Origin of the sequence: Streptomyces sp. NBC_01077 (assembly GCF_045162855.1) — a bacterium.
Lineage (GTDB): Bacteria > Actinomycetota > Actinomycetes > Streptomycetales > Streptomycetaceae > Streptomyces.
This window is the reverse complement of the sequence record NZ_CP108669.1, coordinates 5265989-5292576: the sequence shown is the minus strand read 5'-3', so window position 1 is coordinate 5292576 and position 26588 is coordinate 5265989. Positions and strand designations below refer to the sequence as shown.

27 protein-coding genes are annotated in these 26588 nt (G+C 71.0%); 16 read left to right on the top strand and 11 right to left on the bottom strand.

The features are described from left to right. Positions 1-11: 11 nt before the first annotated feature. A complete protein-coding gene (locus OG462_RS23870) occupies positions 12-377 on the top strand; it encodes a DsrE family protein (RefSeq protein WP_406060525.1) in 366 nt (121 codons plus the stop codon). Between the two features lie 63 nt (positions 378-440). On the opposite strand, the gene OG462_RS23865 is transcribed toward OG462_RS23870, so the two are convergent. The 8 genes from OG462_RS23865 to OG462_RS23830 all read right to left on the bottom strand — a co-directional run bounded on the left by OG462_RS23865 (position 441) and on the right by OG462_RS23830 (position 5687). Next, a complete protein-coding gene (locus OG462_RS23865) occupies positions 441-704 on the bottom strand; it encodes a DUF3099 domain-containing protein (protein WP_073911713.1) in 264 nt (87 codons plus the stop codon). A gap of 96 nt (positions 705-800) precedes the next feature. Next, positions 801-1088, bottom strand: a complete 288-nt coding sequence (locus tag OG462_RS23860; RefSeq protein WP_015035121.1) for a DUF1416 domain-containing protein — start codon at positions 1086-1088, stop codon at positions 801-803. A 52-nt stretch (positions 1089-1140) separates the two neighbouring features. Beyond that, positions 1141-1986: a sulfurtransferase gene (locus OG462_RS23855; protein ID WP_406060522.1), complete on the bottom strand. Its 846-nt coding sequence runs from the start codon at positions 1984-1986 to the stop codon at positions 1141-1143. A 176-nt stretch (positions 1987-2162) separates the two neighbouring features. After that, the gene (locus tag OG462_RS23850) at positions 2163-2243 is read right to left on the bottom strand and encodes a putative leader peptide (protein WP_350497993.1); all 81 of its coding nucleotides are present in this window, start codon (positions 2241-2243) and stop codon (positions 2163-2165) included. A 217-nt stretch (positions 2244-2460) separates the two neighbouring features. Beyond that, positions 2461-3147, bottom strand: a complete 687-nt coding sequence (locus OG462_RS23845; protein ID WP_406060520.1) for a DUF2993 domain-containing protein — start codon at positions 3145-3147, stop codon at positions 2461-2463. 148 nt (positions 3148-3295) lie between these two features. Then, the gene (locus tag OG462_RS23840; protein WP_406060518.1) at positions 3296-4546 is read right to left on the bottom strand and encodes a hypothetical protein; all 1251 of its coding nucleotides are present in this window, start codon (positions 4544-4546) and stop codon (positions 3296-3298) included. A 10-nt stretch (positions 4547-4556) separates the two neighbouring features. Continuing rightward, positions 4557-4811 (bottom strand): MoaD/ThiS family protein, encoded by a 255-nt coding sequence (locus OG462_RS23835; protein ID WP_030323286.1) that lies wholly within the window; start codon positions 4809-4811, stop codon positions 4557-4559. Positions 4812-4856: 45 nt separating this feature from the next. Continuing rightward, complete coding sequence (locus OG462_RS23830) at positions 4857-5687, bottom strand: alpha/beta hydrolase (RefSeq protein ID WP_406060516.1); 831 nt, start codon at positions 5685-5687, stop codon at positions 4857-4859. 257 nt (positions 5688-5944) lie between these two features. Between OG462_RS23830 and OG462_RS23825 the strand changes: the two genes are divergently transcribed. From OG462_RS23825 to OG462_RS23805, 5 genes are all read left to right on the top strand, one after another. Beyond that, on the top strand, positions 5945-6775 hold the full coding sequence (locus tag OG462_RS23825; RefSeq protein WP_406060514.1) for a response regulator transcription factor: 831 nt from the start codon (positions 5945-5947) through the stop codon (positions 6773-6775). Between the two features lie 24 nt (positions 6776-6799). After that, positions 6800-7828, top strand: coding sequence for a LacI family DNA-binding transcriptional regulator (locus tag OG462_RS23820; RefSeq protein WP_406060512.1), 1029 nt, complete (start codon positions 6800-6802; stop codon positions 7826-7828). Between the two features lie 124 nt (positions 7829-7952). Continuing rightward, entirely contained in the window at positions 7953-9173 is a 1221-nt protein-coding gene (locus tag OG462_RS23815) for a S1C family serine protease (RefSeq protein WP_406060510.1), read from the top strand. A 32-nt stretch (positions 9174-9205) separates the two neighbouring features. Next, the gene (locus tag OG462_RS23810; RefSeq protein WP_406060508.1) at positions 9206-9934 is read left to right on the top strand and encodes a response regulator transcription factor; all 729 of its coding nucleotides are present in this window, start codon (positions 9206-9208) and stop codon (positions 9932-9934) included. After that, positions 9931-11358 carry a sensor histidine kinase gene (locus OG462_RS23805; protein WP_406060507.1) on the top strand — a complete coding sequence of 476 codons (1428 nt, stop codon included), beginning with the start codon at positions 9931-9933 and terminating at the stop codon, positions 11356-11358. Before OG462_RS23810 ends, OG462_RS23805 begins: the two co-directional genes overlap by 4 nt. On the opposite strand, the gene OG462_RS23800 is transcribed toward OG462_RS23805, so the two are convergent. Together OG462_RS23800 and OG462_RS23795 are read right to left on the bottom strand one after the other, a co-directional pair. Continuing rightward, on the bottom strand, positions 11323-12189 hold the full coding sequence (locus OG462_RS23800; RefSeq protein WP_406060505.1) for a phosphatidylinositol-specific phospholipase C: 867 nt from the start codon (positions 12187-12189) through the stop codon (positions 11323-11325). The genes OG462_RS23805 and OG462_RS23800 overlap by 36 nt on opposite strands. 115 nt (positions 12190-12304) lie before the next feature. After that, the gene (locus tag OG462_RS23795) at positions 12305-14125 is read right to left on the bottom strand and encodes a bifunctional metallophosphatase/5'-nucleotidase (protein ID WP_406060504.1); all 1821 of its coding nucleotides are present in this window, start codon (positions 14123-14125) and stop codon (positions 12305-12307) included. 164 nt (positions 14126-14289) lie between these two features. Here OG462_RS23795 and mshD point away from each other — a divergent pair, with 164 nt between their 5' ends. The 7 genes from mshD (at position 14290) to OG462_RS23760 (ending at position 21371) form a co-directional block, all read left to right on the top strand. Beyond that, positions 14290-15216 (top strand): mycothiol synthase, encoded by a 927-nt coding sequence (gene mshD, locus OG462_RS23790; RefSeq protein WP_406060502.1) that lies wholly within the window; start codon positions 14290-14292, stop codon positions 15214-15216. A gap of 89 nt (positions 15217-15305) precedes the next feature. Next, complete coding sequence (locus OG462_RS23785; protein WP_030323302.1) at positions 15306-15692, top strand: GntR family transcriptional regulator; 387 nt, start codon at positions 15306-15308, stop codon at positions 15690-15692. Then, positions 15689-16531 carry an ABC transporter ATP-binding protein gene (locus OG462_RS23780; protein ID WP_406060501.1) on the top strand — a complete coding sequence of 281 codons (843 nt, stop codon included), beginning with the start codon at positions 15689-15691 and terminating at the stop codon, positions 16529-16531. The genes OG462_RS23785 and OG462_RS23780 overlap by 4 nt, the downstream gene beginning before the upstream one ends. After that, positions 16528-17445, top strand: coding sequence for an ABC transporter permease (locus OG462_RS23775; RefSeq protein WP_406060499.1), 918 nt, complete (start codon positions 16528-16530; stop codon positions 17443-17445). The genes OG462_RS23780 and OG462_RS23775 overlap by 4 nt, the downstream gene beginning before the upstream one ends. A 233-nt stretch (positions 17446-17678) precedes the next feature. Then, on the top strand, positions 17679-19934 hold the full coding sequence (locus OG462_RS23770; protein ID WP_406060498.1) for an RNA degradosome polyphosphate kinase: 2256 nt from the start codon (positions 17679-17681) through the stop codon (positions 19932-19934). After that, positions 19921-20922: a CHAD domain-containing protein gene (locus tag OG462_RS23765; RefSeq protein WP_406060496.1), complete on the top strand. Its 1002-nt coding sequence runs from the start codon at positions 19921-19923 to the stop codon at positions 20920-20922. Before OG462_RS23770 ends, OG462_RS23765 begins: the two co-directional genes overlap by 14 nt. Further along, complete coding sequence (locus OG462_RS23760; RefSeq protein WP_406060494.1) at positions 20919-21371, top strand: NUDIX hydrolase; 453 nt, start codon at positions 20919-20921, stop codon at positions 21369-21371. Before OG462_RS23765 ends, OG462_RS23760 begins: the two co-directional genes overlap by 4 nt. Here OG462_RS23760 and OG462_RS23755 read toward each other — a convergent pair. Then, a complete protein-coding gene (locus OG462_RS23755) occupies positions 21322-22974 on the bottom strand; it encodes a recombinase family protein (protein WP_406060492.1) in 1653 nt (550 codons plus the stop codon). The two genes, OG462_RS23760 and OG462_RS23755, sit on opposite strands and share 50 nt — an antisense overlap. A gap of 309 nt (positions 22975-23283) precedes the next feature. Here OG462_RS23755 and pstS point away from each other — a divergent pair, with 309 nt between their 5' ends. The 3 genes from pstS (at position 23284) to pstA (ending at position 26579) form a co-directional block, all read left to right on the top strand. Beyond that, positions 23284-24426, top strand: a complete 1143-nt coding sequence (gene pstS, locus OG462_RS23750) for a phosphate ABC transporter substrate-binding protein PstS (protein ID WP_406060490.1) — start codon at positions 23284-23286, stop codon at positions 24424-24426. Between the two features lie 105 nt (positions 24427-24531). Further along, on the top strand, positions 24532-25506 hold the full coding sequence (gene pstC / locus OG462_RS23745) for a phosphate ABC transporter permease subunit PstC (protein WP_406060488.1): 975 nt from the start codon (positions 24532-24534) through the stop codon (positions 25504-25506). Continuing rightward, positions 25503-26579: a phosphate ABC transporter permease PstA gene (pstA, locus tag OG462_RS23740; RefSeq protein ID WP_406060487.1), complete on the top strand. Its 1077-nt coding sequence runs from the start codon at positions 25503-25505 to the stop codon at positions 26577-26579. Before pstC ends, pstA begins: the two co-directional genes overlap by 4 nt. Positions 26580-26588: the final 9 nt, after the last annotated feature.

The following is a 26588-nucleotide window of genomic DNA, read 5'->3' as shown; positions in this document are numbered from 1 at the left end:
CAGTTCGGCATATGCCGAAGAAGCTCGTGATCAAGGTGACCGCGGGGGCCGACGCCCCCGAACGCTGCTCGCAGGCCTTCACCGTGGCCGCCGTCGCCGCCGCCAGCGGCGTCGCGGTCTCGCTCTGGCTGACCGGCGAGTCCTCGTGGTTCGCCCTCCCGGGCCGCGCCGCCGAGTTCGAGCTCCCGCACGCCGCACCGCTGCCGGACCTGATCGACGGGATTCTGGCGGGCGGCGGCCGCATCACGGTCTGCACGCAGTGCGCGGCCCGCCGCGAGATCGAGGAGAAGGACCTCCTGGAGGGCTTCCGCATCGCCGGCGCCCAGCTCTTCGTCCAGGAGGCGATGGCGGACGAGACGCAGGCGCTCGTCTACTAGGACGAGGATCTGCTTCCGGCGCCCGACGGATCCCGTTCGGCGCCCGCCAAGGCCTGTCCGGCCCTAGGGCTCCCGGCGCTTCTTGCCGTCCAGCTCGTCCCACCACTCGTCCGACTTCGGATCGCCCGAGGGGTCGTCCCACCAGCGGTCCTCCGGGCCCCGGCGGTTCGCGACCATCGCGGCGACCGGGGGGATGACCATGGCGACCACGCACATGCCGATGGCCACCGGCATCGAGAAGAGGCGCACGACCGCCCAGGCGCCCACGAAGAGCAACAGGCAGGCGCCCATCATCCAGAAGTAGACGTGCCGACGTCGTGCGTACACACCTTCAGGGTACGACCGAAGGGCCGTGCCTCAAGTCCCGGAATGGCGTCCAACCCCCCAGGAGGCACGACCCTTCGGCCGGTTCTGTGTCGCGGATCAGACCGCGATGGCGACCTCGGCGAGGCCACCGTGCTGCGCCACGACCTGGCGGTCGGCGGTGCCGCCGGGGACCAGGGCGCGGACGGTCCAGGTGCCCTCGGCCGCGTAGAAACGGAACTGGCCGGTGGCGGAGGTCGGGACCTCGGCCGTGAACTCGCCGGTCGAGTCCAGGAGGCGGACGTAACCGGTGACGGGCTGGCCGTCCTTGGTCACGAAGCCCTGGATGGTGGTCTCACCGGGCTTGATCGTCGAGGCGTCGGGGCCGCCGGGCTGCGCTCCACACATGTCGTTCTGTCCTTACGGTCGAGGGGTCCGGAGGAGGGGAGGATCCGGGGAATTACTTGTTGGCGCCGAGCTCGATCGGCACGCCGACGAGGGAGCCGTACTCGGTCCACGAGCCGTCGTAGTTCTTGACGTTCGTGACCTCGAGCAGCTCGTGCAGCACGAACCAGGTCAGCGCGGAGCGCTCACCGATGCGGCAGTAGGCGATGGTGTCCTTCGCCAGATCGACCTGCTCGTCCTCGTAGAGGGCCTTGAGCTCGTCGTCCGACTTGAACGTGCCGTCGTCGTTGGCGTTCTTCGACCACGGGATGTTGCGGGCGCTCGGCACGTGGCCGGGGCGCTGCGACTGCTCCTGCGGGAGGTGCGCCGGGGCGAGCAGCTTGCCGGAGAACTCGTCGGGCGAGCGGACGTCGACCAGGTTCTGGGCGCCGATCGCGGCCACGACGTCGTCGCGGAAGGCACGGATCGAGGAGTCCTGGGCCTGGGCCTTGTACGCGGTGGCCGGGCGGGCCGGCACGGCGGAGCCGTCGACCAGGTCGCGGGAGTCGAGCTCCCACTTCTTGCGGCCGCCGTCGAGGAGCTTCACGTCCTGGTGGCCGTAGAGCTTGAAGTACCAGTAGGCGTAGGAGGCGAACCAGTTGTTGTTGCCGCCGTAGAGGACGACCGTGGTGTCGTTCGCGATGCCCTTGGCCGAGAGGAGCTTCTCGAAGCCCTCCTGGTCGATGAAGTCGCGGCGGACCGGGTCCTGCAGGTCCTGGGTCCAGTCGATACGGATGGCGTTGCGGATGTGGTTCTTCTCGTAGGCCGAAGTGTCCTCGTCGACCTCGACGATGGCGACCTGCGGGTTGTCGAGGTTGGCCTCGACCCAGTCCGCGTCGACCAGGACGTCGCTGCGAGCCATGCTGTTCTCCTCCGGGGCAGTGTGCGGCGGTGTGGTGCGGGTGTGGTGCGGTACGCCTCGTCGCGGGCGGCTCGTCGGGCAAGAAGTGACGTGCGGGACGGACGTGCGTACGGCTACACGGGGTGGCCCTGACCTCGGTGGGAGGGCCTGAGGAATACGGGAGTGGTGAGTCCCGCTCAGACAGAGCGACAGAGCATGGCGGCGACGCGGCACAGGTCTACTGCCCGCCGCTTCGTGAGATCCGCCTGTCGCTTCATGCCCTCGATCGTAGGGATGGACAGGCGGCCGTGTCACCGGTGTGTCGTATTTTGAGACGCGATCGTCCGAGATGCGAGACGCGATCACCGTGCGAGCAGGCCCCGGACGCCCGCGTAACGGGACGTCCGGTTCTGATTCTGCTGGTCGGACAGTGGTGTCTCAGCATGTGACCAACGGGTACATGCCAGAGGACGCCCGGGCGGCTTTCCGGTGCCGTCAGCCCGCGAGGACGACGTCCTTGCCGGTCACCGAGACGGCCAGACCGTCCGGCCTCGGCTCGACCTTCTCCACCTTCATCCCGGCGATGACCCCGATCGGGCGCTCGAAGTCGGTGCGCTCGCGCACCAGGTCCTCGATGCCCGGGATGCCCTCACCGGGCACCTCGTCGGCCCGGACCCGGATCGTGTCGCCGTTCACCACGGTCACCGTCGAGAGGACCGTACGGGTCAGCGTGCGGCCCATGAACTTCACTCCGCCGGTCACCTTCACCTTGCCGTTGCCGCCGTAGGCGACGGTGGCCTCCTGGTCGGAGGCGGCGGTGAGGTCCGCGTACGAGATGAGGGCGGTCCCGCTCGCGGAACCCGCCTTCGCACCCGACCAGTCACCGGTCACGGTCACGTCCCGCAGCGCCACGGTCAGCTCGCCGACCCGGACGAGCTTGCTGCCCGCCTGCGCCTTGACGCCGGTCGCCTTCACGTCGACCTCGTCGAAGTGCTTGTCCGCGACCTGGGTCAGGAAGGGGAAACCCTTGATGTCGACCTCGATGGCATCGCTGTCCACGGAGGCGAGCTTCACGCGGCCCGCCGCCTCGTCCTCGGCGTACGCCACGGCCAGCCGGTCGATCCCCACCAGGACCCCGCCCAGCACGACGGCCACGATCAACAGAATCCGCAGTGCTCGCATGGGTGTGCGTCCCCCTGATGGAAATGGATGAATTCCGGCCCCCCGACACGAAGATCGACGTGTCGGGGGGCCGGTTGGTTCCCGCGCCCTGGCCGGATCGGGGTCCGATCGGGGCCGGATCAGGGTCCGCTCAGGGCTGTGTGCGAGGTCAGACCAGGGCCCGGCCCAGCAGGTACACGGCAGGCGCGGCGGCCGTCAGCGGCAGCGCGACCCCGGCCGTCATGTGCACGAAGCGCGACGGGTAGTCGTAGCTGGCCACCCGCAGGCCGACGAGCGCGCAGACCCCGGCCCCGAGGCCGAGCAGCGCCCCCGAGGAGCCCAGGTCGGTGAGACCGCCGGCCGCGATCCCCGCGCCCGCCGGGGCCAGCAGCGCGGCGACCAGGGAGACGGGGCCGGGCAGCGGGAGCGCCCGGGCGAGGACGGCCGCGGCGACCGCGACCCCGCCGACGACGACCGCGTCGGGGTCGGCGCCGAGGTGTCCGGTGGCGATCACGGTGAGCGCCGCCGAGGCGATGGTGGCCATCAGGCCGTACATGCGCTCGTCCGGGTCGGCGTGGCTGCGCAGCTGGAGGACCAGGCAGAGCAGCACCCAGACGCCGAGCGTGCCGAGGATCGCGGCGGCCGCGTTCTCCCGGCCGGTGGCGAGCAGGGCGGCGTCGGCGGCGAGGCCGCCGGCGAAGGCGAGGGCGATGCCCTGCCGGGCGGGCCACATGCCGTTGAGCCGGAACCAGCCGGCGGCGGTGAGGCCCTGGAGCAGCACGAGCGGGACGAGGAGCCCGTACGTGCCGAGGGCGGCGCCACCGGCGAGCAGCAGTCCGAGGACGGCGGTCAGCGCGGCCGGCTGCATCCCGGGCTCGATGATCGGGGAGCGGCCCTCGGCGCGGGCGCGCTGGGCGTCGGTGATCCGGGTGTTCCCGGAGGTGGTGGGCGAGGACCAGCCGGGACCCGCCTCACCGGAGGGGGCCGGGGCCGCCGGGACGGGCTCGGGGGCCTGGACGGGCGCCTGGACCTGCACGGAGGCCGGGGCCGGGGCCTGCGCCTGCTGCGGCTCGGCGTCGTACGCGGCGGGGGCCCCGTACGACGCGTAGGAGGCCTGGTGCGGCGTCGCGTACGCCTCGTACGGCTGCTGCTGGTGCTGGTGCTTGTGCTGCTGGTAGGCCTCCTGTGCCCCGTAGGACACCGGACCCTGGGGCGGCTGGGGCTGCTGGGCCTGCGCGGCCTGCGCCGCCCGGTCGGCCTGGACCTGCTCGTGCGTGACGGCCGGCTGGTACTGGGTGTCCCAGGTCTGGCCCTCCCACGTCTGCGTGACGTCGGGGCTCTGCTGCTCCTGGTGCCCGTTCGCGTTCCCGTTCGCGTACGGGTCGTACTGCTGACCGCCGTAGTACTGGTCGTTGCTCATGCTCTGTGGTTCACCCTCCTGCGAACGGGGGGAGCACCTCGACCGTGCCGCCCTCGGCAAGCCGTACCGTCTCATGGCTCCGGGTCCCGACGGGGTCACCGTCGACCAGGAACGAGCACCGCTTGAGGACCTGGACGAGCTCGCCCGGGTGCTTCGCGCGGGCCGCGTCGAGGGCCTCCGCGAGGTGCTCGGCGGTGTACGGCTCCTCCGCGACACCGGCCGCGGCCTTGGCCGCGGCCCAGTAGCGGATGGTTCCCGCTGCCATAGCGGCGCTCCCTTCGTTCGTGTGCGCGCCGCCCCCCATGATGGGCTATGTGCGCGTGAGCCAGTCCCCGAGCCGGGCGAGCAGCTCCTCGTCCGCCGCGTTCTCGGCGTGTCCCATCCCCCGCTCCAGCCACAGTTCCGCCGCGCCCGCCCCGGCCAGCATGCGCGGATGGTCGAGCGGGAAGTACGCGTCCCGGTCGCCGTGCACGATCAGCAGCGGGGTCGGCGCGATCAGCGGCACGGCCTGCACGGGCGACAGGGGTACGGGGTCCCAGGCGCGGCGGTCGATCCGGGTGCGGAACCCGTACCGCCCGACGAGGCGGCCCGCCGGCCGGGTGACCACCCAGTGAACGCGGCGCATCGGAGCCGTCCCCCGGTAGTACCAGCGGGCGGGCGCGGAGACGGCGGCCACCGCGTCGGCGCGTCCGTCCGTCTCGCGGTCGAGGGCCGCGTGGCGCAGGACGACGGACCCGCCCATGGAGAAGCCGACCGTCGCCACGCGCGCGTGGCCGAGCTCACGTGCCCAGCGGACGGCGGCGGCCAGGTCGAGGACCTCCCGGTCGCCGACGGTGGAAAGGCCGCCGGAGCCGCCGTGGCCCCGGAACGAGAAGGTGATCACGGCCGCGCCGCGCCCGGCGAAGACCCGGGCCGCGCGCCGGACGGCGGGCCGGTCGGCCGCCCCGGTGAACCCGTGGGCCACGACGACCGCCGTGGCCGCCGTACCGGTGACCGCCGTATCGGTGACACTTGCCGTGGAGGGTTCGTAAACCGCCTCGATCCGGACATCGTCATCCGTACGCAACATTGCTCGCCGGGAGCCGGAAGTGATCAGGGAGACATCCACCATATGAAATCCGCCCTCTCCCTCTGAACTCATGTGGGCTATTCTCCTGTGCAGAGGATCCGGGCGACGCAGCCCCCGGGTCCTTTTGCGTTTTCCGACCGTTGTTACGGACGGATGAACAAAAGCTCTCCGGGCGCGAGAGCCGGCAGTGATCCGTACGAAGCAGTGCCCGTACGAACAGTGTCTGTACGAAGCAGTGCACGTCCTCGCAGGGACCGAGGAGGAACCGACGTTATGAGCGAGCGACCGAAGCACGACCGACCGACGGCAGGTACGGCAGGTGGTGCGCGATGAGCGCCTTGCTGCTCCTGACCAACGCTCTCCAGCCTTCCACCGAGGTGCTGCCCGCCCTCGGCCTGCTCCTGCACAACGTCCGGGTCGCCCCGGCCGAGGGCCCCGCCCTCGTGGACACCCCCGGCGCGGACGTGATCCTCGTCGACGGGCGGCGCGACCTCCCGCAGGTGCGTTCGCTGTGCCAGCTGCTGCGCTCCACGGGGCCCGGCTGTCCGCTGATCCTCGTCGTCACCGAGGGCGGTCTCGCGGCCGTCACCGCCGACTGGGGCATCGACGACGTCCTCCTCGACACCGCCGGACCGGCCGAGGTCGAGGCGCGGCTGCGCCTCGCGATGGGCCGCCAGCAGATCGTCGCGGACGACTCCCCCATGGAGATCCGCAACGGCGACCTGTCGGTCGACGAGGCGACGTACAGCGCGAAGCTCAAGGGCCGGGTCCTCGACCTGACCTTCAAGGAGTTCGAACTCCTCAAGTACCTGGCGCAGCATCCGGGCCGGGTCTTCACGCGCGCGCAGCTCCTGCAGGAGGTGTGGGGGTACGACTACTTCGGCGGCACCCGGACGGTCGACGTCCACGTACGGCGTCTGCGGGCCAAGCTCGGTCCGGAGCACGAGTCGCTCATCGGCACCGTCCGTAACGTCGGCTACCGCTTCGTCACCCCCGAGAAGGTCGAGCGGGCTGCGGAGGAGGCCCGTGCCAAGGCCGAGGAGGCCCGTGTGAAGGAAGAGGCCCGGGTGAACGCCCGCGTCAAGGACGCCACGGGCGATGTCACCCCCCTGGAGGACAGGAACGTGGCGGACGCCACAGTGCGACCTGCCGGTAGGTAGGTCACCCCGCGTAGACTGCCGCGCGTGGCCAAGGTGACGCGGGATGACGTAGCTCGACTGGCAGGTACTTCGACCGCGGTCGTGAGCTACGTCATCAACAACGGACCCCGGCCGGTCGCCCCGGCCACGCGCGAGCGTGTCCTCGCCGCGATCAAGGAACTGGGCTACCGCCCCGACCGGGTCGCCCAGGCGATGGCGTCCCGGCGCACGGATCTCATAGGCATGATCGTCCCGGACGCGCGGCAGCCGTTCTTCGCGGAGATGGCGCACGCGGTCGAGCAGGCCGCCGCCGAGCGCGGAAAGATGGTCCTGGTCGGCAACTCGGACTACCGCGACGAGCGCGAGGTCCACTACCTGCGGGCCTTCCTCGGCATGCGGGTCTCCGGGCTCATCCTCGTCAGCCAGGGCATGAGCGAGCGGGCCGCGAGCGAGATCGAGGCCTGGGACGCACGCGTCGTGCTGCTGCACGAGCGGCCCGAGGCCCTCGACGACGTGGCCGTCGTCACCGACGACATCGGCGGCGCCCAGCTCGCCACCCGGCACCTCCTGGAGCACGGCTACCCGTACGTGGCCTGCATGGGCGGCGTTCCGAACACCCCGGCCGTCGGCGACCCGGTCGCCGACCACGAGGAGGGCTGGCGGCGGGCCATGCTGGAGGCGGGCCTCTCGATCGAGGGCCGGCTCTTCCAGGCCCCGTACAACCGCTACGACGCCTACCAGGTGGCCCTCAAACTGCTCGCGGGCCCCGACAGGCCGCCGGCGATCTTCTGCTCCACCGACGACCAGGCCTTCGGCGTCCTCCGGGCGGCGCGCGAGCTGCGCATCGAGGTGCCGACGGAGCTGGCGGTCGCCGGCTTCGACGACGTGAAGGAGGCGGCGCTCACCGACCCGCCGCTGACCACGATCTCCTCGGACCGTCCGGCGATGGCCCGGGCGGCGGTGGACCTGGTCCTGGACGACTCGATCCGGGTGGCGGGCTCGCGCCGCGAGCGCGTGAAGCTCTTCCCGTCGGCCCTGGTCGTCCGCCGCTCCTGCGGCTGCGACGGCGGCTGAGCGGTTCGCCCCACCGAGAGCCCTCCCTTCCAGGAGGGCTCTTTATATCGGGCATACAGGCTTCTGTCGGGCTTCTCAGCCGGTCCTCAGACGGCTCTCATGTACGGCTCCGAGAGTCGTAGCCATGACGGACTTCCAGGAGCAGCAGCCGCAGCAGCCCTACTACCCGCCGCAGCCGCCGAGGCCGCCGTACGCCCCGGCCCCGCAGCCGTCGGGCGCCGAGCGGGCCGCCACCGAGCCGCCGTACGCGACGCCGGCGCACGCCCAGCAGGCGCACGCCCACCAGCCGTACGAGACGCAGCCGCACGCCACCCAGCCGATCGTCACCGAGCCCGGCACCACCATCTGGCCGTCCGGTGGGCACGTGCCGCCGTCGGGGCCGCCGGTTCCGCCCGTCACCGACATGGGCGCCCCGGCCGCCGCTCCCGCCGGAGGCCCCGGCTCCCCCCGTCGCCGCGCCAAACGCGGGGTCGGCCTCATGGCCGCCGTGGCCATCGCGGCCGCGGCGATCGGCGGCGGTACGGCGACGCTGGTCCAGCAGCTCACCTCGGACACCCCCGTCGCCGCTTCGTCGAACGTGAACGGCACCAACGTCTCCGCGAGCAGCGCGGGCACGGTCGCCGGCGTCGCCGAGGCCGTCTCCCCCTCCATCGTCGAGATCTCCGCGGCCTCGAACTCCGGCAAGTCCACCGGCTCGGGCGTGATCATCACCTCCGACGGCGAGATCGTCACCAACAACCACGTGATCTCCGGCGCGTCCACGATCACCGTGCAGCTCAGCAACGGCAAGTCCTACGAGGCCGAGGTCGTCGGCACCGACCCCGACAAGGACCTCGCCCTCATCAAGCTCAAGGGCGCCTCCGGCCTCAAGACCGCCACGCTCGGCGACTCGTCCAAGGTGCAGGTCGGCGACCAGGTCGTCGCGATCGGCTCCCCCGAGGGCCTGACCGGGACCGTCACCAGCGGCATCGTCTCCGCGCTCGACCGGGACGTGACCGTCGCCAAGGACGACGACAGCGCCGGCCGGAACCAGCAGCAGCAGGAGCAGCAGTACGACCCCCGACAGGGCTGGCCGTTCGAGTTCGGCGGGCAGCAGTTCAACGGCGACACCGGCTCGTCGAAGACCACGTACAAGGCGCTGCAGACCGACGCCTCGCTCAATCCGGGGAATTCCGGCGGCGCGTTGATCAATATGAACGGCGAGATCATCGGAATCAATTCCGCCATGTATTCGCCCAGTTCTTCGAACGGTTCGACGGCCGGCAGCGTCGGCCTCGGATTCGCGATCCCGGTCGACACCGTGAAGGCCGACCTGGAGAGCCTGCGCGCGGGCGGCGACAACTGACCGGCGACGGGGCGACGTGCGACGCTGAGCCCATGACCGCCCAGCGACACGAGCCCGAACGCATCCTCATCGTCGACGACGAGCCCGCCGTACGGGAGGCCCTGCGCCGCAGCCTCGCCTTCGAGGGGTACGGGACGCAGGACGCCGTCGACGGCCTGGACGCGCTCGCCCGGATGGAGTCGTACGCCCCCGATCTCGTCGTCCTCGACGTCCAGATGCCCCGCATGGACGGGCTCACGGCCGCCCGCCGGATCAGGGCGTCAGGCTCCACCGTGCCGATCCTGATGCTCACCGCCCGCGACACGGTCGGCGACCGGGTCACCGGGCTCGACGCGGGCGCGGACGACTACCTCGTGAAGCCCTTCGAGCTGGACGAGCTGTTCGCCCGGATCAGGGCACTGCTGCGGCGCAGCTCGTACGCCCGGTCCACGGCGGTCGCCGAGGACGCCGGCGACGTGCTGGCCTTCGAGGACCTGCGGATGGACCTCGCCACGCGCGAGGTGACCCGCGGCGGGCGGACGGTCGAGCTGACGCGGACGGAGTTCACCCTCCTGGAGATGTTCCTGGCGCACCCGCGGCAGGTGCTGACCCGGGAGCAGATCCTGAAGGCCGTATGGGGCTTCGACTTCGAACCGAGCTCGAACTCACTGGACGTGTACGTGATGTATCTGCGACGCAAGACGGAGGCGGGCGGCGAGTCGCGCCTCGTCCACACGGTGCGGGGCGTGGGCTACGCGCTGCGCGGAGGAGGCGGGGAGTGAGAAGTCCCCTCAGCTGGTTCCGCTCCCGTCCCCTCCGCTCGCGGCTCGCCCTGCTCACCGCGGTCGCCGTGGCGGTGGCCGTGGGCGCGGTGTCCCTCGCGTGCTGGTTCGTGACGCGGCAGCAGCTGGAGAACGAGATGGACGCTGCGCTGCGCAGCACCCGGCTCAACCCGGACGGGGTGCAGAGCCTGCTGTCCTCCTGCCGGCAGGGCACCACAGAGCCGCTGGCGCCCGGTTCGTACACGGTGCAGGTGATCCTCGCGAACGGCAGCGTGTGCACCTCCGGCACGGCCGCGATCCCGGCCGGGGACGGGGATCTCGCCGTGGCCCGGGGGCAGCTGGAGGACACGCTGCACACGGTGAAGGACGACGCCGGACGGGAGATGCGGGTCTTCACCTACCGGCAGGACGGCCCCCTCGGCCTCGCGGTCTCCGTCGCCCGCCCCCTCGACGAGATCGACAACTCGATGTCCACCCTGCGCTGGGTGCTGCTCCTGGTCTCCGGTATCGGCGTCGTCGGCGCGGGCGCGGCCGGCCTGTGGGTGGCGCGAACCGGCCTGGAGCCGGTGAACCGGCTGACCGGGGCGGTCGAGCACGTGGCCGCGACCGAGGACCTGACCGTGCGGATCCCGGTCGAGGGCGAGGACGAGATCGCCCGCCTGTCGCGCTCGTTCAACGCGATGACGGCGGCGCTCGCGACGTCCAGGGACCGGCAGGCGCAGCTGATCGCGGACGCGGGACACGAACTGCGTACGCCGCTGACCTCGCTCCGTACCAACGTCGAACTCCTCGCGCGCAGCGAGGAGACCGGCCGGGCCATCCCGCCGGACGACCGGCGGGCCCTGATGGCCTCGGTGAAGGCGCAGATGACGGAGCTGGCGGCGCTGATCGGCGACCTCCAGGAACTGGCCCGCCCGGACACGGCGCAGCCGGGCCACCTCGAAGTCGTGCCGCTGCACACGATCCTGCGGGCGGCCCTGGACCGGGCACGGCTGCGCGGCCCGGAGCTGACCTTCGTCACGGACCTGGCGCCCTGGTACGTACGGGCGGAACCGGCCGCCCTGGAGCGGGCCCTGATGAACGTCCTCGACAACGCGGTGAAGTTCTCGCCGCCCGGCGGCACCGTCGAGGTGACCCTGATGCGGGGCGAACTGACGGTCCGCGACCAGGGCCCCGGCATCGCGCCGGACGAGCTCCCGCACGTCTTCGACCGCTTCTGGCGCTCCCCGTCGGCCCGCAGTCTCCCGGGCTCGGGCCTCGGCCTCTCGATCGTGGCCCGTACGGTCCGGCACGCGGGCGGCACGGTCGCCCTGACCCCGGCGGGGACCGGCGGCGGCACGGTGGCGACGGTGCGGCTGCCGGGGGCGCCGACCCCGCCGCCGGCGGGGTCAGTTGTGCCGGAGCAGGGCCTCGACGAGGCCTGAGCGGGTGTTCGGGTAGTCCATGGGGACGATCCCGAGGCCCTTCGCACCGGACGCGCCCGCGCTGTCGAGGTAGCCGTGGACGCGCGGGTTGAGGTTGTCGGAGTTCCAGCGGGGCGGCAGGGACGCGGACGTGCTGACGAAGTTGATGTAGAGCCTGCCGGGCTGCTCCACGGCCTTGCGGAAGTGGGCCTCGATCTGGGGGTACTTGGCGTTCGGGAGGGCGTTCCAGTCGTCCTGGATGGCGAGGCGCGAGCTGTCACCCCACCTGAGGCCGCCGGGCAGTCCGCCGTTGTCGGCGATCAGCACGACGCGGCCGCGGGCCTCGCCGAGCAGCGGGACTCCGTCGCCGATGCGGAACAGCGAACGCCAGCCGCGGTTGTCGAGGTAGTCGTTGAAGAGGGCGCCGAAGGTGGCGTCGGAGTCCGAGGAGTACTCCTGCTTGACCCGCATGAGGACGGTCTCGGAGGGATGGGCTGCGAGGAAGTCGCGGCAGGCGACGAGGACGTCGCCGAACATCATGTTCTGGTAGGAGGCGCCGTGGTGGATGGCGAAGGAGCCGCCGGTCACCCGGCACCGGATGTCCAGGAACCGGATGCCGCTGTCCAGTTGCTGGGCGATGGTGGTGTTCTGGCACTCGGACCAGGGGCCGCCGAACCGGGCGCCGGAGTCGTGGGTGCCGGGGATGGTGAGCCGCTGGAGGGCCGTCCCGTCCCCGTGTCCGCCCATCCACGCGCGCGTGTCCACGGCCGAGGCGGTGGGGGCTCCCACGAGAAGGACCGCCCCGGCACCGATGGCCCCCACAGCTCCTGCGAGAAAGCGTCGTCGCTCCATGAGGCGCACTATGACAGGTTCACAACAATACTCGCCAGGGTGCGTCGGCCACGGAAGAGGGGGCGACGGTCCGCCGAAGCGGCCCGTCGCCCCCTCATGGGGCTCCTGAGAACTCCTACTGCACGACCGTGATGCGGTCCGCCGCCGGGACCGGCAGCGGGGCCGTCGCCGAGGAGTGGGCCGCCAGGTAGGCGTTGAAGACGTCCAGGTCCGAGGCGCCGACCAGCTTGTTCGTGCCGGTGGCCAGGGCCGGGAAGCCGTCGCCGCCGCCCGCGAGGAACTCGTTCATCGCGACCCGGTAGCTCTTCGCCGGGTCGATCGGCTCACCGTTCAGCTTGATCGTGCCGTCGACGACGCGGTCCGCGCCCGTCTTGGTCATGTCGAGCGTGTAGGTGAGGCCCTTCGAAACCTGAAGGATCTTGATGGAGTTCAGGTTCGAGCCGCTGACCTGCTGCTTCAGCGCACCGATCAGGTTCGCGCCGCTGAGGTCGACCACGTTCATCATGTTGGTGAAGGGCTGCACGGTGAACGACTCGCCGTACGTCACCACACCGTCGCCCTCGGAGCCGGACGCCTTGTGGACCAGGTCCGAGCGGATGCCGCCCGGGTTCATCAGCGCGACCTGCGCGCCGCCCTTGTCCGACGGGGCCAGGCCCTCCAGCTGCGCGTCGGCGATCACGTCGCCGAGCGGCTTCTCGTACGCCGTGGAGCCGCGGCCGTTGATGTCGGCGGCGATCCAGCCCTGCGGGCGGTTGGCGATCGGGGCGGCGAGCGTGCGCCAGTCCTCGATCAGCTTCGTCAGGTCCGCGGCCTTCGGCACGTCACGCGTGACGACGTGGTTGGCCGAGGCGACGGCCGTCCGCACGATGTCCTTGGTGCGGCGGTCGTACGTCAGCGTCGTGTCCGTGTACAGCTTGCCGAACGAGGACGCCGAGGTGACCAGCCGCGGCTTGCCCGACGGGTCGGGGATGGAGCACACGTACGCCTGGTGCGTGTGGCCGGTGACCAGCGCGTCGACCTGCGGCGAGACGTTCTTGGCGATGTCGACGATGGCACCGGAGACGCCCTCGCCGTCACCGTCGCCGTCACCGTCGCAGTTGTAGTTGTACGCGGCCGAGGCCGGCATGCCGCCCTCGTGGACCAGGGCGACGATGGACTTGACGCCCTTGCGCTCCAGGATCTTCGTGTACTTGTTGATCGTCTCGACCTCGTCACCGAACTGCAGGCCCTTGACGCCCTCGGCGGTGACGACGTTCGGGGTGCCCTCCAGGGTCACACCGATGAAGCCGATCCGGACCCCGTTCTTCTCCCAGATGAAGTACGGGTCGAGCAGCGGCTTCCCCGTCTTCTCCTTCGTCACGTTCGCGGCGAGGTACGGGAAGTCGGCGCCCTTGAACTTCTTGCCCTGGACGAAGCAGCCGGCGGTCGGGTGACAGCCACCGTTCTGCATCCGGGCCAGCTCGACCGCGCCCTCGTCGAACTCGTGATTGCCCACCGAGGTGACGTCGAGGTCCAGCTTGTTCAGCGCCCCGACGGTCGGCTCGTCGTGGAAGAGGCCGGACAGCAGGGGCGAGGCACCGATCAGGTCGCCGGCCGCCGCCGTGATGGAGTAACGATTCCCCTGACGGGCCTGGCGCAGGTGCGTGGCCAGGTACTCGACGCCACCGGCGTCGATCTTCTCCGTGGTCCCGTCCTCCTTGACCCGGGTGACCTGCCCGGACGAACCGGCCGGCGGCTCCAGGTTGCCGTGGAGGTCGTTGAAGGAGAGCAGTTGGACGTCGACCATCCGGCCCCGGTCCTTGCCGTGCCCGGCGAACGTGTCCACGCCGGCCCCGGCCGACGGCATCGCGGCGACGAGCGCCCCGACCGTCGCAAGTCCCGCCCCGGCGGCGAGAATCCGCCGCGCCGTCTTGTTCTTCCTCGGTGTCGCTGCCATCTCTCCCCTAAGCCCCTTGCCCCTGTTCGCGGCCTTGACGTACTTCCCCGTATGCGGGTGCAGCCTAGAGTCAACGCGCGTAGCGCAACAGGGGGTAGCGGGTTACGAGACAGTTGCCGTCGCCTTTCCCCGGGGCGGCCGCGCGTCCCCGTAGGCTCGGGTCCATGACTTCCGACGCGGCGCCGGCCCTCGAACCCGGACGGCAGATCCACACCTACGACGAGCTCACGCCCGAGCACATCCAGGACGTACTGGACCTGCTGGAGGCCGCGGACCAGGCCGACGGCGTGCACGCCGTCTCCGAGCAGGGCCGGCTCTACCTCCGTCACGGCCGCCGCGAGGGCGTCACGCACTTCCTCCTCACCGTCGGCGCCCACCTCTACGGCTACGCCCAGCTGGAGGAGACCGACCCCATCGAGGCCCCGGCCGCCGAGCTCGTCGTCCACCCCTCCCACCGCGGCCGCGGCCACGGCCGGGCGCTCGGCACCGCCCTCCTCGGCGCCTCCGGCAAGCGGCTGCGCGTCTGGGCGCACGGCGGCAAGTCCGCCGCCCGGCACCTCGCGCAGGTCCTCGGCCTGACGCTCTTCCGTGAACTGCGCCAGCTCCGCCGCTCCCTGGCCCCCCTCGAAATCCCGGAGCCGGTGTTCCCCGAGGGCGTCACCGTCCGTACCTTCGTCCCCGGTCAGGACGACACGGCCTGGCTCGCGGTCAACTCCGCGGCCTTCGCGCACCACCCCGAGCAGGGCTCGCTCACCCAGCGGGACCTGGACGACCGGATCGCCGAGCCCTGGTTCGACCCGAAGGGCTTCTTCCTCGCCGAGAAGGACGGCCGGCTGATCGGCTTCCACTGGACGAAGACCCACGCCGAGGAGCAGATCGGCGAGGTGTACGTGGTCGGCATCCTGCCCGAGGCACAGGGCGGCGGCCTCGGCAAGGCGCTCACGGCGATCGGCCTGCGGCACCTGGCGGCGCAGGGGCTGCCGACGGCGATGCTGTACGTGGACGCCGACAACACGGCGGCCGTGACGGTGTACGAGCGGCTCGGCTTCGTCACGCACGAGGTGGACCTCATGTACCGCACCGAGTCGTAACAGCTGTTACCCAGGGGGCGGTTGACACCGCCCCCTTCTTTGCACCACCCTTTCACTACTTGATTAGTGAAAGGGTGGTGGAAGGGATCGTGGTCGAGTACCGCATCGACCGGCGCAGTGGCGTCGCCACCTACCTCCAGATCGTCCAGCAGACGAAACAGGCCCTCCGGATGGGCCTCCTGGAACCCGGCGACCGACTGCCCACCGCACGCGAGGTCGTCGAAGCGACGGCCATCAACCCCAACACGGTCCTCAAGGCCTACCGCGAGCTCGAACGCGAAGGGCTCGTCGAAGCCCGCCGAGGCCTCGGGACCTTCGTCCGCACCACGCTCGGCACCGGCCCAGCCGACTCGCCCCTGCGCGGCGAACTCGCCGACTGGGCCCGCCGCGCCCGCACCGCCGGACTCGACCGCGAGGACGTGGCCGCGCTCTTCACATCCGTACTGAAGGAACACTTCGAGGGGGACGACGCATGACAAGGGACGGCATCGCTCTGGAGGCCGATCTCCTGGGCAAGACATACGGGGGCAGAGGCCACGGCTGGGCCCTGCGGGAGTGCGCGTTCGCCCTCCCCACCGGACGGATCTGCGCCCTCGTCGGCCCCAACGGCGCCGGCAAGTCCACCCTCCTCGCCCTCGCCGCCGGGCTCCTCCGCCCCACCGAGGGCACGATCCACGCCCCGGCCCGCGAACACCTCGCGTACGTCGCCCAGGACAAGCCGCTCCACCCCCGGCTCACCGTCGCCGACACCCTGCGCATGGGCCGCGAACTCAACCCGGGCCGCTGGGACGAAGCCGCCGCCCGGCGCGTCATGGCCGACACGCTCGACCCCCGGGCCGTCGTACGGACCCTCTCCGGCGGCCAGCGCACCCGCGTCGCCCTCGCACTCGCCCTCGGCAAGCGGCCCGAACTGCTGCTCCTCGACGAACCGATGGCCGACCTCGACCCGCTCGCCTGTCACCAGCTGATGGGCCTGCTCATGGCCGACGCCGCCGAACACGGCACCACCGTCGTCATGTCCTCCCACATCCTCACCGAGCTGGAAGGCGCCTGCGACCACCTCCTCCTGCTCCACGACGGCCGGATCCGCCTCGACGGCTCCGTCGAGGAACTCCTCGCCGCCCACACCCTGCTCACCGGCCCGGTCGCCGACCTCGCCCCGCACACGGTCGTCGAGTCCCGCACGACGGGCCGTCAACTCACCGCCCTGATCCGCCGAGAAGGCCCCGTCGAAGGCCCCTGGAAAACGACGGAACCCTCCCTGGAGGACCTCCTCCTCGCCCACCTCCGCGCCACCGAAGGAGCCCCGGCATGAGCACCCTCACCCTGACGGGCCCCTACTGGGTGACGGTCCGCCAGTACCGGCGGACGCTGTGGCTGGCGGGCGCCGGAGTCCTGCTGAGCCTCATGGGCATGACCTGGCTCCGTTACTGGGACGGCCGGACGGTCGGCACCGGCCACGACACCGGCCACTCCCTCCTTCGCATCGCCGTGGAGTGGGCCGAGAGCGGCATCATCCTCGTGCCCTTCCTCGTCGGAGCGTTCGTCGCCGGCCCGATGGTGGCGCGCGAGCTGGAATCGGGCACGTACAAACTCGCCCTCACCCAGTCCGTCTCCCCGACCCGCTGGCTCGGCGCGAAGCTCGCGGTCTCCGGTGCCGTGACCGTCGTCGGCACGATCGCACTGATCGGCGTCTACCGGCTCGGCTGGGCGAATCTCGGCGGGACCGGATCCTTCCTCTGGTACGAGCCGGGCACGTACGTGTCCACCGGACCCGTCCTCGTCGCGCAGGCCCTGCTCGCCCTCGGCCTCGGCGCCCTGATCGGCCAGCTGGTCCGCCGCACCGTGACGGCCATGGCCCTCACCGGCCTCGTCACCGGCCTCGTCCTGCTCGTCGTCGGCCAGCTCCGCTGGTCGCTGATGCCCGTGAAGACCCTGACCGGGCCCCTCGCCGAAACCCTCGGTGTCCCCGTGGACATCGCCTCCCTCGAGACCGACGCAGGGCTGCTCACGACCACCGGGGAACGCCTGCCGAGCCATGCCTGCTTCGACCGGACCCAGCAGTGGGACGTCTGCCCGGCGGACATGAACGTCACCGGCCAGTACTCGGACTACCACCCCGCGTCGCACTACTGGCCCATCCAGCTCATCGAGACCGGCATCGTCCTCGCGCTCGCCGCCCTCGCGCTGTACGCCGCCTTCCGCGTCCTGCGGGCCCGGCACCCGTAAAGGATCACCCGCACCCGTAAAGGATCAACCGGGCGGGGCCCGCACACGGCCCCGCCCCCGATTCCCGTACGACATGTCGTCGTTACCGGCCATTCAGACGCGCTTGCGACGCTCACGCAATGAAGCGCTCCGTGACGCCGCCCGGAAGGGCGGCCCTCCCCAAGGGGAGACTTCCCTCCCCCACGGCCCGCTCCGACGCGCCCGACCACCCCTTTGCGCGGAAGAATGGGGCCATGAGCCAGCAGCCCGCCGAGGTCCCGGTCCAGTCCTCCGCCCCGCAGTCCCTCCCGTCGTCCGGTTCGCCGTCCGCCGACCCCATAGCCCCGCGCGGCGCGCAGGTGGCCAACGGGGCCGTGGTGACCGACATCGACCCGGACCTGGATGCCGACCCGGACACCTACGAGGACGACGGCGCGCTCGGCGACGAGCTGCCGCAGGGGCGTTTCCTCGACCGGGAGCGCAGCTGGCTGGCGTTCAACGAGCGCGTGCTCGAACTCGCCGAGGACCCCACGACCCCCCTCCTCGAACGGGCGAACTTCCTCGCGATCTTCGCGTCGAACCTCGACGAGTTCTTCATGGTCCGGGTCGCCGGCCTCAAGCGCCGTATCGCGACCGGCGTCGCCACCCGTTCGGCCTCCGGCCTCCAGCCCCGCGAGGTCCTGGATCTGATCTGGACGCGTTCGCGCGAGCTCATGGCCCGCCACGCGGCCTGCTTCCAGCAGGACGTGGCCCCGGCCCTGGCCGACGAGGGCATCCACCTGATCCGCTGGCCCGAGCTCACGGAGAAGGAGCAGGCCCGCCTCTTCACCCTGTTCCGGCAGCAGATCTTCCCCGTCCTCACCCCGCTGGCCGTGGACCCGGCGCACCCCTTCCCGTACATCTCCGGCCTGAGCCTCAACCTCGCCGTGGTCGTACGCAATCCGGTGAGCGGCCACCGCCACTTCGCGCGCGTGAAGGTGCCGCCGCTGCTGGCCCGCTTCCTGGAGGCCTCCCCGCAGCGGTACGTCCCCCTCGAGGACGTCATCGCCGCCCACCTGGAGGAGCTGTTCCCCGGCATGGAGGTGCTCGCGCACCACATGTTCCGGGTGACCAGGAACGAGGACCTGGAGGTCGAGGAGGACGACGCCGAGAACCTGCTCCAGGCCCTGGAGAAGGAGCTCATGCGGCGCCGCTTCGGGCCCCCGGTGCGCCTCGAGGTCGAGGAGTCCATCGACCCGTACGTCCTGGACCTCCTGGTCCGCGAGCTGAAGGTCTCCGACGCCGAGGTCTACCCGCTGCCGGGGCCGCTCGACCTGACCGGGCTCTTCGGGATCGCCGGGCAGGACCGGCCGGAGCTGAAGTTCCCGAAATTCGTCGCGGGCACGCACCGTGACCTCGCCGAGGTCGAGTCGGCGTCCGCGCCGGACATCTTCGCTGCGCTGCGCGAGCGGGACGTACTGCTCCACCACCCGTACGACTCGTTCTCGACGTCCGTGCAGGCCTTCCTGGAGCAGGCCGCGGCCGACCCGGACGTGCTGGCGATCAAGCAGACGCTGTACCGGACCTCGGGCGACTCCCCGATAGTGGACGCCCTCATCGACGCCGCCGAGTCCGGCAAGCAGGTCCTCGTCCTCGTCGAGATCAAGGCCCGTTTCGACGAGCAGGCCAACATCAAGTGGGCGCGCAAGCTGGAGGAGGCCGGCTGCCACGTCGTGTACGGCCTCGTCGGCCTCAAGACCCACTGCAAGCTGTCGCTCGTCGTCCGGCAGGAGGGCGAGCTCCTTCGCCGCTACTCGCACGTCGGCACCGGCAACTACCACCCGAAGACGGCCCGCCTCTACGAGGACCTGGGCCTGCTGACCGCCGACCCGCAGGTCGGCGCGGACCTCTCGGACCTGTTCAACCGGCTCTCCGGCTACTCCCGCCGCGAGACCTACCGCCGTCTGCTCACGGCCCCGAAGTCGCTGCGCGACGGGCTGGTCTCCCGGATCACCAAGGAGATCGCCCACCACCGCGCCGGCCGGCCCGCGTACGTACGGATCAAGGTCAACTCGATGGTCGACGAGGCCGTCATCGACGCCTGCTACCAGGCCTCGCGGGCCGGCGTCCCGGTCGACATCTGGGTCCGCGGCATCTGCGCCGTACGCCCCGGGGTCACCGGCCTCTCGGAGAACATCCGGGTCCGTTCGATCCTCGGCCGCTTCCTGGAGCACTCCCGGATCTTCGCCTTCGGCAACGGCGGCGAACCCGAGGTCTGGTTCGGCAGCGCCGACATGATGCACCGCAACCTGGACCGCCGGATCGAGGCCCTCGTACGGGTCTCGGACCCGGCGCACCGGGCAGCGCTCACCCGGCTCCTGGAGACCGGGATGTCCGACACCACCTCCTCCTGGCACCTCGGCCCCGACGGGAACTGGACGCGGCACGCGACCGACCCCGAGGGCCGGCCCCTGCGGCACGTCCAGGAGATGCTCATCGACGCGCGGAGGCGCCGGCGTGCACAACCCTGACCACTCGCAGGACGTCTCGGCGGGCGAGGTCCTGGCCCCTTACCTGCACGCCCGTGCCGCGGACTTCCTCCGCGGCCTGCGGCTCCACGGCGAGAGCGGCTCGGACACGGCCGGATCGGAGGAGGCGGCCCGTACGCTGCGCGGCGCGGCCCGCCGGATCAGCGGGACGCTCCACACGTTCCGGCCGCTGCTCGACACGTCCTGGGCCGACCAGCTGCGCACCGAGCTCGCCTGGCTCTCGGGGACGCTCGCCCTGGAGCAGGCCTGCACCTCGCGGCTGATCCGCCTGGTGGACGCCCTGTCCCGCCTGTCGAGCGGAGTGAACGGGCTGAACGACGGCGGCGGCCCCGTCCCCGCCGCCCGCGGCAGTGAGGCGGCCGGCCTCACCGTGGGCGCCGCCCGGGCGGGCGCCCTCCTGGAACGCCAGCTGACCCTCGCCCGGACGCGCGCCCACTCGGCATCGCTCCAGGCGCTGGGCTCGGCCCGCTTCCACGCGGTCGCCGACGCCGTCGCGCTCCTGGCCTCCGAGGTCCCGCTCGGCCCCGTGGGCGCGGCCCCGGCCGTCGAGGTCCTGGACGGCCCCGCCGAGGTCGCCGAGCGACGCCTCCTGGACGCGGTGGCCACACTGCCCCTGACGCGGGCGGCCCACCCGTACAACGCGGACGCCCTCGCGCCGGCCGCAGAGAGCCAGGACGCGCCCTGGCACCAGACACGGCTCCTCCTCCGCCTCCACCGTTACGCCACCGAGGCGCTGCACACCGGGGGCGAACCCGACTCCGTCCTGTACGAGGCCGCCCGGGCCCTGGACCGGCACCGCGACGCCGCCGAAGCCGCAGCGGCCGCGGCGGCCGCCGCCCGCACCCCGCGCATCGCCCCGGCGACCGCGTACGCCCTGGGCGTCCTCCACGCCGACCAACGCCACGAGGTCGAAGCGGCCCGCTTCGCCTTCCAGCGGGCCTGGCGGAGAACGACGGCGCCGGTCCCGTGAGCGTCCCCACCCCCGAGCCCCCGATCCGCGCCGCCGGCTGCGTCCTCTGGCGCCCGGCGCATTCCGGCCATGGCATCGAGATCGCCCTCGTCTTCCGACCGAAGTGGTCCGACTGGTCCCATCCGAAGGGAAAGCTGAAGCCCGGAGAAGAGGCACGTGCGGCAGCGGTCCGGGAAGTCCAGGAGGAGACCGGCATGACGTGCGCCCTGGGAGTCGAGCTGCCCACCGTCCGCTACCGGGTACAGGACCGCCCCAAGGAGGTCCGTTACTGGGCGGCCGAGGCCACCGGCGGCTCGTTCGAACCGAACCGCGAAGTGACGCGGCTGCTGTGGCTCACCCCGGAAGCCGCATGGGCTCGCCTGACACAGGACAGGGACAAGGACCTGGTCGGTGCGCTCCTCAGGGTGCGCGGCGCGGGGAAGACGGCTCCTGGCGCCACTCGGGCCTGAGGAGAGCGGGGTCGAACGGCGCCTTGTCGCTGACCCCTTCCGGCACGGGCAGGACGACTACCGAGACGAGCACTCGCGTGATCACCTCACGCCGCTCGCGCACTGTCATGCGGCCCCATGACTCCCGGCTCCACCCGCGCAGAAGGCCCTCCTTCGCCTGCGCCTCGGCGTGCTCCCGCCGCTCCGCCTCCAGGCTCTCGATGTTCCGCCCGAGTCTCGCCAGCAGATCCCGGGCATCGCCCCAGGCCACCTCACCGCTGACGACCGACGACGCGATCCCGCCCCGCGCTCTGCGCAGCTCAGCCAGCTTCCCTTCGCCGCGCCACGCGGCCGGCTCGGGTGCGCCGCCCGTGAAATGTTCACCGAGATGGTCCAGAACCAGCCCTTCCAGGAACTCGTCCACGGGGGCCGCCCGTCGGCCGACGCCCTTGCAGTTGGGGTCTCCGCACCGGTAGTAGTCGCCGTACTTCGCGTTCCTCCCGGTCGCCCTGTTGCCGCAGAGTCTGGAGCGGCAGACCTGCCCGAGGTCGTTGAGACGTCCGCACCGGAGCACGCCGGAGAGCAGATAGGACCGGGGAGCTGTGGTGGCCGCGGCAGGGGGCGCGTCTCCGCCCTGATCCAGGCCTCGGCGTGCCCGCCCGGCCCGCACCTCGTTCATGATGCCGATCCAGGTCCCGTAACCGACCCCGTCCCGAGTCTCGTCGGCGTGATCCCACCGACCGATCACCGGTTCACCGGTCTCGGGATCCTTCACCAGCTCGCCGCCGAGGATCCGGCCGCCCCACCACGCGGGATTGGCCACCAGGCCCTTCACTCCCTGCTCGGACCAGCGGCCTCCTCGCGCCGTCCTGACTCCTTGCCGGTTCAGGTCGGCGGCGATGCCCCGCCAGGACCCTCCCGCAGCGCGCGACTTGATCATGCCCAACAGGCACGGCCACTCCTCGTCGTTCCTGTGCTTGTTGCCGATCCTGTGGGGGTCTGTGGAAGCCCCCAACCAGCCGAACCGGCGTGGTCCCGCGTATGCCCTGCCTTCCTCCGCACAGTCGGCGCGACTCCTGGCGGTACGCGTCCGCGCTCTGTCCACTTCTCCCGGCCCCGACGCCGGACCGTCGTCCTCGGTGAGACGCACCGCCGCGGTCCCTTCGACGAAGACCCCGCCACCGGCCATGGTCAGAGCATCCTGGAAGGCGAGGAAGTCACGGGGAAGTCGGTAGACCCTCTCTCGCTCGACACTGACGCACCCACGGACGGGAATGCCGGTCTCCCTCTCACGGCCGTGGACGATGTCCTGACACATACGCCGGAACGCGGGACGCGGCACCGTATTTTTGGCCGCCGTCAGGTTGTTGTCCTCGTAGTGCAGAACCACGGCGCACCCCAGAGCCGCCGCACTCCTGGTGTTGTTCCGGTGCTGGCGCATGACGCCGACGGAGTCCCCGTCCAGTCTGTCGGCGGAGACCCGTGCGTACGAGATCAAGGGCGTGCGCCCCCGCAACCAGCCCTCTGCGGTCCCGCCCCCGTCGAGCCACGCCCGTAGCTCCGGGGCGATGGAGCAGCGGGAGAACGTCCTGGACGGCCTCTCCGGATCACGGGTATCGAGCATGCCGCCCTCCTGCACCGTAGTCGATACCAGGACAACGGGTGGTAGCACCGGAAGGGCACGCGGCCGGACCGAACGATCCCACCCGCCCATGTCCCCGCCGCCGTCCGCCGAAGGACCCCGCACCCGGCCTTACGGCACGGTTCACTTTCCGTTCACTCTGTTCCGTCGACGGCTTCACCTGTTCTGCCTAATTTCGGCCTTACACGGTGCACAGAGCACAGCGATGCACCGCCAACCGACACACGCCGCCGTAGAACGTTCAGGACACTCGGTCCGCGACAGGGCGGCTTCTGGAAGGAACACCCGAAAGTGAAGCTTTCGCGCAAGAACGGGCTTCGCGCCTCCGCGATCGGTGCCCTCGTCGTCTCCGGTGCGCTCGTCCTCTCGGCGTGTGGGTCGGACAACAACACGGAGACGCCGGCCAAGGAAGGCGGCACGAAGACCTCCGCCGCCGCGTCGAACATCGCGTGCGAGGGCGCCAAGGGCAAGCTGCTCGCAGCCGGCTCCAGCGCGCAGCGGAACGCCATGGACCTGTGGGTCAAGAACTTCCAGGCCGCCTGTGAGGGCGTCGAGATCAACTACCAGGGCATCGGCTCCGGCGGCGGCATCACCAAGTTCAACCAGGGCCAGGTCGCCTTCGCGGGCTCCGACTCCGCCCTGAAGGAAGAGGAAGTCGCCGAGTCGCAGAAGATCTGCAAGGGCGGCACGGGCATCAACCTGCCCATGGTCGGCGGCCCCATCGCCATCGCCTACAAGCTGGACGGTGTGGACAACCTCGTCCTGGACGCCTCCACCATCGCCAAGATCTTCGACAACAAGATCACCAAGTGGAACGACCCGGCGATCGCCAAGCTGAACCCGGGCGCCAAGCTGCCCGACAGCACGATCCAGGCCTTCCACCGCTCGGACGAGTCGGGCACCACCCAGAACCTGGGCAAGTACCTCTCGACCGCCGCCCCGGCCGACTGGAAGCACGACCCGAAGTCGAAGTCGTGGCCCGCCCAGGGTGGCCAGGCCGCCAACGGCTCCTCCGGTGTCGCCACCGCGGTCAAGGACACCGAGGGCTCCATCAGCTACATGGAGCTCTCGTACGCCACCGCCAACAAGTCCTCCACGGTCAGCATCAACACCGGTGCCGCCGCCCCGGTCGCCGCCTCCTCGGAGAACGCGTCCAAGGCCATCGCCGCCGCCAAGGTCAAGGGCACGGGCAACGACGTCGCCCTCTCCCTCGACTACAAGACCAAGGCCGAGGGTGCCTACCCGATCGTCCTCGTCACCTACGAGATCGCCTGCGACAAGGGCAACAAGGCGGAGACCCTGCCGACCCTGAAGGCCTTCCTCAACTACACCGTGAGCGAGGAGGGCCAGAAGGTCCTCGCCGACGCCGGCTACGCCCCGCTCCCGGCCGAGATCGCCGCGAAGGTCCGCGCGATCGTCCCCACCCTGTCCTGACCCCCGGCCGGGTCCGGCCCCCCGCTCGGGGGCCGGACCCGGCATCCGGTGCACCGCCGCCAGGAGCCCGTACGTCCGTAGGGGCCCCGCAGACCGGAGAAGCAGATGGCTACCACCACACCAGACATACAGGGGAGCCGGAGCGCCAAGCGCGCCTCCCGCCCCGGGGACCGCATCTTCAGCGGTCTCTCCCGAGGTTCCGGCATCACCCTCCTCGTGATCATGGCCGCGATCGCCGGCTTCCTCACCTACCGCGCCGTCCTCGCGATCTCGGACGACAGCGCCAACTTCTTCACCACCTTCGAGTGGAACCCGGCGGGCAGCCCGCCGGTCTTCGGCATCGCCGTCCTCGCCTTCGGCACGGTCGTCTCCTCGGTCATCGCGATGGCCATCGCCGTGCCCGTCGCGATCGGCATCGCGCTCTTCATCTCGCACTACGCCCCGCGCAAGCTGGCCAAGCCGCTCGCGTACGTGGTCGACCTGCTCGCCGCCGTGCCCAGCATCATCTACGGCCTCTGGGGCGCGATCTTCCTCGTGCCGTACCTGGACGGCCTGAACCTCTGGCTCGACGAGTACATGGGCTGGACGTACATCTTCGACAAGGCCAACGAGGGCCCCGCCCGCTCGCTCTTCACCGTCGGCATCCTGCTGGCGATCATGATCCTGCCGATCATCACCAACGTGACCCGTGAGGTCTTCCTCCAGGTCCCGAAGATGCACGAAGAGGCAGCCCTCGCCCTCGGCGCCACGCGCTGGGAGGTCATCCGCATGTCGGTCCTCCCCTTCGGCCGCTCGGGCATCATCTCCGCCTCGATGCTGGGCCTGGGCCGCGCGCTCGGCGAGACCATGGCCGTCGCCGTCGTGCTCTCCCCCAGCTTCCTCATCTCCGGTCACCTGCTGGACCCGGGCGGCGGCACGTTCGCCCAGAACATCGCCGCGAAGTTCAACGAGGCCAACGAGTACGGCCGGGACGCGCTGATCGCCTCCGGTCTCGTCCTCTTCGTCATCACCCTGCTGGTCAACGGCGCTGCTCGCTGGATCATCGGCCGCCGCAAGGAGTACTCGGGGGCCAACGCATGAGCCACGCCATACAGGATCGCCCCCCCGTGAAGTCCCGGGTCAAGCACGATCCGCTCAAGCACGCCCGGCTCCCCCGCTGGACCCCGTTCGCCATCGCCGTCGGCTCGATCGCCGCCGGCTGCGGCCTCGGTCTCGTCGCCGGCTGGCACAGCCGCATCCAGTGGGGCCTGCTCTCCGCGCTCTTCTTCGTCCTGGCCACCTACCTGATCACCTCGAAGGTGGAAGGCCGCCGCCAGGCCAAGGACCGCGTCGCGACCAGCCTCGTGTGGGTCTGCTTCATCCTGGCCGTGATCCCGCTGCTCTCGCTGGCCTGGGTCACGATCAGCAAGGGCATCGAGGTCCTCGACCCGTACTTCCTCACCCACTCGATGAACGGTGTCCTGGACGCCGAAGCCGGCGGTGGCGTCTACCACGCACTGCTCGGCACCATCGAGCAGGTCCTCATCGCGACCCTGATCGCCGCGCCGATCGGCCTGCTGACCGCGGTCTACCTGGTGGAGTACGGCGGCGGGAAGCTCGCCCAGGCCGTCACCTTCTTCGTCGACGTCATGACGGGCATCCCGTCGATCGTCGCGGGCCTCTTCATCCTCGCCACCTGGAATCTGATGCTGGGCTTCGGGCCCTCCGGATTCGCCGGCGCGATGGCCCTCGCGATCCTGATGATGCCGGTCGTGGTCCGCTCCACCGAGGAGATGCTCAAGCTCGTCCCCAACGAGCTCCGCGAGGCCTCCCTCGCGCTGGGCATCCCGAAGTGGCGCACGATCCTGAAGGTGGTCCTGCCCACCGCGATCGGCGGCATCACCACGGGCGTCATGCTCGCGGTCGCCCGTATCACCGGTGAGACGGCCCCGGTCCTGCTCCTCGTGTTCGGTACGAAGCTCATCAACCCGAACCCCTTCGAAGGCGCTCAGTCCTCGCTGCCGCTGTACGTGTATGAGCAGTACGCGGTCGGCACCGACGCCGCCGTGTCCCGTGCCTGGGCCGCCGCGCTCGTCCTGATCGCCTTCGTCATGATCCTCAACATGGTGGCCCGCGGCATCGCCCGCTGGAAGGCCCCCAAGACCGGCCGCTGACGCGGTCAC

Coding starts and splice junctions, on each gene's coding strand:
- OG462_RS23860 (WP_015035121.1), bottom strand. CDS start 1,088: ATGTGTGGAGCGCAGCCCGGCGGCCCCGACGCCTCGACGATCAAGCCC.
- OG462_RS23825 (WP_406060514.1), top strand. CDS start 5,945: ATGAGCGCCTTGCTGCTCCTGACCAACGCTCTCCAGCCTTCCACCGAG.
- OG462_RS23770 (WP_406060498.1), top strand. CDS start 17,679: ATGAGCCAGCAGCCCGCCGAGGTCCCGGTCCAGTCCTCCGCCCCGCAG.
- OG462_RS23830 (WP_406060516.1), bottom strand. CDS start 5,687: ATGAGTTCAGAGGGAGAGGGCGGATTTCATATGGTGGATGTCTCCCTG.
- OG462_RS23810 (WP_406060508.1), top strand. CDS start 9,206: ATGACCGCCCAGCGACACGAGCCCGAACGCATCCTCATCGTCGACGAC.
- mshD (WP_406060502.1), top strand. CDS start 14,290: ATGACTTCCGACGCGGCGCCGGCCCTCGAACCCGGACGGCAGATCCAC.
- OG462_RS23815 (WP_406060510.1), top strand. CDS start 7,953: ATGACGGACTTCCAGGAGCAGCAGCCGCAGCAGCCCTACTACCCGCCG.
- OG462_RS23755 (WP_406060492.1), bottom strand. CDS start 22,974: ATGCTCGATACCCGTGATCCGGAGAGGCCGTCCAGGACGTTCTCCCGC.
- OG462_RS23780 (WP_406060501.1), top strand. CDS start 15,689: ATGACAAGGGACGGCATCGCTCTGGAGGCCGATCTCCTGGGCAAGACA.
- pstC (WP_406060488.1), top strand. CDS start 24,532: ATGGCTACCACCACACCAGACATACAGGGGAGCCGGAGCGCCAAGCGC.
- OG462_RS23800 (WP_406060505.1), bottom strand. CDS start 12,189: ATGGAGCGACGACGCTTTCTCGCAGGAGCTGTGGGGGCCATCGGTGCC.
- OG462_RS23855 (WP_406060522.1), bottom strand. CDS start 1,986: ATGGCTCGCAGCGACGTCCTGGTCGACGCGGACTGGGTCGAGGCCAAC.
- OG462_RS23870 (WP_406060525.1), top strand. CDS start 12: ATGCCGAAGAAGCTCGTGATCAAGGTGACCGCGGGGGCCGACGCCCCC.
- OG462_RS23850 (WP_350497993.1), bottom strand. CDS start 2,243: ATGAAGCGACAGGCGGATCTCACGAAGCGGCGGGCAGTAGACCTGTGC.
- OG462_RS23775 (WP_406060499.1), top strand. CDS start 16,528: ATGAGCACCCTCACCCTGACGGGCCCCTACTGGGTGACGGTCCGCCAG.
- pstA (WP_406060487.1), top strand. CDS start 25,503: ATGAGCCACGCCATACAGGATCGCCCCCCCGTGAAGTCCCGGGTCAAG.
- OG462_RS23840 (WP_406060518.1), bottom strand. CDS start 4,546: ATGAGCAACGACCAGTACTACGGCGGTCAGCAGTACGACCCGTACGCG.
- OG462_RS23795 (WP_406060504.1), bottom strand. CDS start 14,125: ATGGCAGCGACACCGAGGAAGAACAAGACGGCGCGGCGGATTCTCGCC.
- OG462_RS23845 (WP_406060520.1), bottom strand. CDS start 3,147: ATGCGAGCACTGCGGATTCTGTTGATCGTGGCCGTCGTGCTGGGCGGG.
- OG462_RS23835 (WP_030323286.1), bottom strand. CDS start 4,811: ATGGCAGCGGGAACCATCCGCTACTGGGCCGCGGCCAAGGCCGCGGCC.